This is a genomic window from Grylomicrobium aquisgranense (assembly GCF_033971865.1).
Lineage (GTDB): Bacteria > Bacillota_I > Bacilli_A > Erysipelotrichales > Erysipelotrichaceae > Bulleidia > Bulleidia massiliensis.
The window spans coordinates 1-5,461 of sequence record NZ_JALBUR010000057.1; the positions used below are offsets into that span (position 1 = coordinate 1).

The 5,461-nt window shown below is 50.7% G+C and carries 3 protein-coding genes and 1 pseudogene; all 4 read right to left on the bottom strand.

Going from position 1 to position 5,461, the window contains the following annotated elements; genetic code table 11:
• Positions 1–172: 172 nt before the first annotated feature.
• Entirely contained in the window at positions 173–1,681 is a 1,509-nt protein-coding gene (locus MOZ60_RS11180) for an IMP dehydrogenase (protein ID WP_108775790.1), read from the bottom strand.
• 99 nt (positions 1,682–1,780) lie between these two features.
• Positions 1,781–3,589: an ABC transporter ATP-binding protein gene (locus MOZ60_RS11185; protein WP_370596735.1), complete on the bottom strand. Its 1,809-nt coding sequence runs from the start codon at positions 3,587–3,589 to the stop codon at positions 1,781–1,783.
• Positions 3,582–4,285, bottom strand: a pseudogene (locus MOZ60_RS11190) (ABC transporter ATP-binding protein). Before MOZ60_RS11190 ends, MOZ60_RS11185 begins: the two are co-directional and overlap by 8 nt.
• A gap of 59 nt (positions 4,286–4,344) precedes the next feature.
• A complete protein-coding gene (locus tag MOZ60_RS11195) occupies positions 4,345–5,319 on the bottom strand; it encodes an ABC transporter permease (protein WP_370596737.1) in 975 nt (324 codons plus the stop codon).
• Between the last annotated feature and the right edge of the window lie 142 nt (positions 5,320–5,461).

Below are 5,461 nucleotides of genomic sequence, written 5' to 3' on the forward strand. Positions count from 1 at the left end.
TTGAACAGATTCCATTTACCTGTGCGGAGATCCCAAAGCTTAAAATGCCAATTAACCTCTATGAGGCATATAGCTCATGATATTTTGGTGTTTACAGCCTCATCAACTAAATCTTTGAAAATAGCGTTGCGCAAAAAAACACTGCCGCAGCGGACAGTGTTTCAATCGGACATTATTTGTTGTAGCTCTTGTCTTCGTTCTTGACGATGACGTCGTGTGCGCCGCCTTCGACGATGGATGTGGAAGAGACAAGTGTCAGGCGTGCCTTATCCTGCAGTTCCTTGATGGTCAGAGCACCGCAGTTGCACATGGTGGAGCGGATCTTGTAGGTGGTCATATAGACGTTGTCATGCAGGAAGCCGGCATATGGTACATAGGAGTCGACACCCTCTTCAAATGACAGCTTGCCTTTGCCGCCAAGATCATATCTCTGCCAGTTCTTGGCACGGTTGGAACCTTCACCCCAGTATTCCTTGACATAGGCACCATTGACAGTGAGCTTTTCACCCGGTGCTTCTTCAAAGCGGGAGAAGTATCTGCCAAGCATCACAAAGTCTGCACCCATGGCCAGTGCCAGGACGATGTGATAGTCATAGACGATGCCGCCATCGGAGCAGATCGGAATGTATTCACCGGTTCTTTCAAACCATTCATCACGTGCCTTGGCAACTTCAATGACAGCCGTTGCCTGTCCTCTGCCGATACCCTTTGTCTCACGGGTAATGCAGATGGAACCGCCGCCGATGCCGACTTTGACAAAGTCAGCACCATGTTCTGCCAGGTAGTTGAAGCCGTCTCTGTCAACGACATTGCCAGCGCCAACCTTGACCGTATCACCATACTTTTCTCTGATCCATTCCAGGGCATCTGCCTGCCACTCAGAGAAACCATCAGAGGAATCCAGCACCAGGCAGTCTGCCCCGGCATTGACCAGCGCCGGAACCCGCTCCTTGTAGTCACGTGTATTGATGCCGGCACCTACCATGAAGCGCTTTTCATCATCCAGCAGTTCCAGCGGATTTTCCTTGTGGGAGGCATAATCCTTACGGAAGACCAGATAGCACAGATGATCCGCATCATCTACGATCGGCAGTGTATTGAGCTTATGTTCCCAGATGAGGTCATTGCACTCAGACAGCGTTGCACTGGCATTGGCTGTAACCAGCTTTTCACGCGGTGTCATGAAGCTGGAAGCCTTCTCGCTTCCATTCATGCGGGAGACACGGTAGTCACGGCTTGTAACAAGACCTACCAGCTTACCATTCGGTGTGCCGTCTTCGGTGACCGGCATCGTGCTGTGTCCTGTCTTTTTGACAAGCTCGAGAACCTCAGACAAGGTTGTGTCCGGGGTGATATTGGAATCACTGACGACAAAGCCAGCCTTGGCATTTTTGACCTTGGCGACCATAGCGGCCTCTGAAGCGATCGACTGCGACTGGAAGATGAAGGACATGCCGCCTTCCTTGGCCAGTGCAACACCAAGACGGTCACCGGATACGGACTGCATAACGGCAGAAACCATCGGGATGTTCAAAGACAGAGCAGGCTCTTCTCCCTTCTTGAACTTTACAAGCGGGGTGCGCAGGCTTACCTTATCCGGAACATTCTCTTTTCTTGTCAGTCCCGGTACCAGAAGATACTCACTGAACGTATGACTCACACTGTCATAGTATGTTGCCATGAATGAATTTTCCTCCTTAAATTGTACCTATTATACAATGCAAAAATGCAAAGTAAACAGGCCGTCCGGATAACCTTGAACGGCCTGCAGTAACAGATCTTACGTATTCATGCCGGAGAACTGTGTCTCGTAGAGTTTCCAGTACTCCTTCTTTGCGGCGAGCAGCTGTTCATGGCTGCCTTTTTCCACGATCCTGCCATCGCGCATGACAACAATCTGATCGACATTGCGGATGGTTGAAAGACGGTGGGCAATCACAAAGCTTGTCCGGTTCTCCATCAGGCTGATCATGGCATTCTGAATGCGCATCTCGGTTCTTGTATCCACAGATGAAGTTGCCTCATCCAGAATCAGAATCTCTGGATCTGAAAGCCTTGTCCTGGCAATGGCAAGCAATTGCCGCTGTCCCTGTGACAAAGAACCGCCCGAGGCATCAATCACGGTATCATAGCCATCCTTGAGGGCTGTGATCATCGTATCCGCATTGGCAAAGGCAGCAGCCTGCTTGATTCTGGCATCATCGGCACTGCTGTCCGCATAGGTCAGATTGTTACGGATCGTATCGGTGAACAAAGATGTATCCTGCAGCACAATGCCGATCGTGCGGCGCAGATCATACAGATTCAATTTGCGGATATCTCTGCCATCCAGCAGGATTTCACCACTGTCAATTGGATAAAAACGCAGCAGCAGATTGATGATCGTCGTCTTGCCTGAACCGGTTGCGCCAACCAGAGCAATCTTACTGCCGGCAGGCACATCCAGCGAAAAGTCGCTGATAACCTGCTTGCCAGGCAGATATGAGAAGTTGACATGACGGAACTCGACATGTCCCTGAATGTCTGTAACGGCTTCTCCTTCCGTATTTTCAACCTGCTGATCCAGTACGGCAAAGATTCTTTCCGCACCGGCAATGGCTGTCTGCACCTGCCCGATCAGTTCGGAAAGCTCGGTGATCGGCCGTGAGAACTGCTTGGAGTAGACAATGAAGGCAGAGATGATGCCGACTGTGATCTGTCCTTTGATGGCCAGCCAGGCACCTGCCACTGCGACAATCAGAAAGCCGATATTGTTCAGCACATTCATGCACGGTCCCATGGATCCGGAGATATTATCCGCGGTAATGCAGGCAGCAGTCAGATCATCCGCCGTCTTGATAAACTGTGCATCCAGGTCATCTTCCAGCTGGAAAGCTGCAATCGTCTGGCTGTTGGAAATATACTCCTCGGTTTTGCCAGACAGCTCACCAAGCAGATTCTGGCGCAGCAAATAGTACTTAGCCATATAGTGGGACAGAAATGCGGTCAGCAGGATTGTACCGATGACCGTACATGAAGAAAGCAGAGCCAGCGGTACGCTGCATATAAACATCATGACAAGCGTTCCTGCCAGCATCAGGACACCTGAGAAGATCGAAGATGTCGATGTCGAGATTACCGTAGAAATCTGATCAGCATCATTGGTCATGCGGCTCATCAGATCACCATGGGACGTGCGATCAAAGTATGGCACCGGCAGATGAATCATATGGGCAAACAGATCCGCACGAATCCGCTGTGCGACTTTCTGTGACAGTCTGGTCGAGAGATAGCCCTGCAGCAGCAGGGAAAAGCCATAGATGACATACAGAACTGCCATGATGACAAGATACGGATTGACGCTGCCAAAGCTGCCAGCCACGATCTGATCAATAGCTTTGCTTTGATACGATGGTGCCAGAACGGCAGCCACCACACCAATGCCGGAAACAATCGTCATGAGCAGTACCGAAGGCATTTCTGCCTTGAAATAGTGCAGCAGACGATGCAGTGTTCCGCGTGCATCCTTCGCCTTTTCAACTGGTGCACCACGCTCTGGACGGCGGCTGAACCCCTTCTCAGCAACCTGCGAACGATAACTTTCAGCCATTGCGCGCATCTCCTTTCATACGCTGGGAACTGCAGATATCTGCATATACCGGACAGCTTGCCAGCAGATCCTCATGTCTGCCAACGCCTACAAGGCAGCCATGATCCAGCACGACAATACGGTCACAGCGTCTTGCAGTCGCAATACGCTGGGTAATGACAAGCGTTGTCATTTCATGCATCTGTTTGCGCAGGGCATTGTAAAGTGCAGCCTCTGTTTCCAGATCCAGCGCACTGGTCGCATCATCCAGAATCAGAATCTCAGCTTTCTTCACAAGCGCTCTGGCAATGGAAAGACGCTGCTTCTGACCGCCGGACAGCGATGTACCGCCCTCTGCCACCATCGTGTCATAGCCATCCCTCTGGGCACGGATATAGTCATCGGCCTGGGCCGTCTTTGCGGCTTCCATGATGTCCTGTTCACTTGCGGCAGGATTGCCCATGGCAATGTTCTGGCGCAGTGATACAGAGAACAGTTCACTCTTCTGCATGACCACCGATATTCTCTTCGCAAAGCAGTAAGATCCCAATCCCGCACATCGACGCCATCCACTTTCACCGTACCATGGGTGACATCATAGAAGCGCGGAATCAGATTGATCATTGAGGACTTGCCGCTGCCGGTAGATCCAATGATGGCAATTGACTCACCAGCATGAATCTCCAGATTCAGATCAGAAAGCACATCAGAGCTCATCTTCTGATAGCGGAAACAGACATGGTCAAAGGCAATGGTGCCTTTGCTGGTGCCCTGGGTCACTGTGCCTGAGACCACATCCGGTCTGGTATCAAGAATCTCTTTGAGGCGGGTTGAAGATGAGATGCCCCCCGGGAGAGATTCTGGAAGATCGTTGCCAGCATGCGCAGGCCATTGAGAATTAAACTGATGTAGGTGACTGCTGCCATGACGGTACCAGGCTCAATAGAGCCGGCCTGCACATCAATGGCACCGGTACGGATGATCGCGGCTGCTGCCAGGTTGAACACCAGATTCATAACCGGCTGCAGATACGAGATCCGCAGCAGTACTTCAAACTGGTTCTGTGCAAGATCATCATTGGCTTTCTGGAAGCGGGCGTTTTCACGCTCTTCCTGGGCAAATGCCTTGACGACACGCACACCGCTGATGTTTTCACGCATAACCGTATTCACACGGTCCAGCTTTTCCTGCAGGCTCATGAACATCGGGTTAGTCTTCCAGACAGTCCAGATGATTTCAAGCAGTACCAGGACAATCGCAATCGTCAGGATTGTACGGAAATTGAGATCCAGAGACAGCAGGAACCACGTGCCTGCTACCAGAAAGACAAGGGAGCGCATGCAGCCGCGCACCATGTCGGAAAGCATCAGCTGCACCTGTGTGACATCTGAACTGACTCTTGTAATCAAGGAGCCTGGCGTAAATCTGTCCACCTGCGAAAATGAGAAGTGCAGCACTTTCTGGAAACAGTCCTTGCGGATATCATTGCCAGAGCGCTGGCCATAGTTGTTTGAGAAAACGCCGCCGATCCAGCCGGCAAAGCCGCCTGCCGCAATGATCACAAGCATCTTGAGACCGAGTGATTTGACAATGGAGAGATCTGCCGTACCGCCATTGCCAATGCCAAGGATTCCTTCATCGACAATACTGGCCATTAAGGCAGGCTGCACAAGATCAGCCATTACTTCCAGCCCCTTGCACAGCATTGCCAGCAAGGCAAGCCACCAATAGCGCAGATAATATTTCTTCATCTTTTTTTCATCTGCCAACGCTATTTTCAAATAAATAGTTGATGTACCCGAACAAGTACATCAAGTTAATATCTATAACTTATCATGACTTCAGTTGAGGTGATGATATGCTCGTTAATCAGAATTTCCTGAATTCTTTATC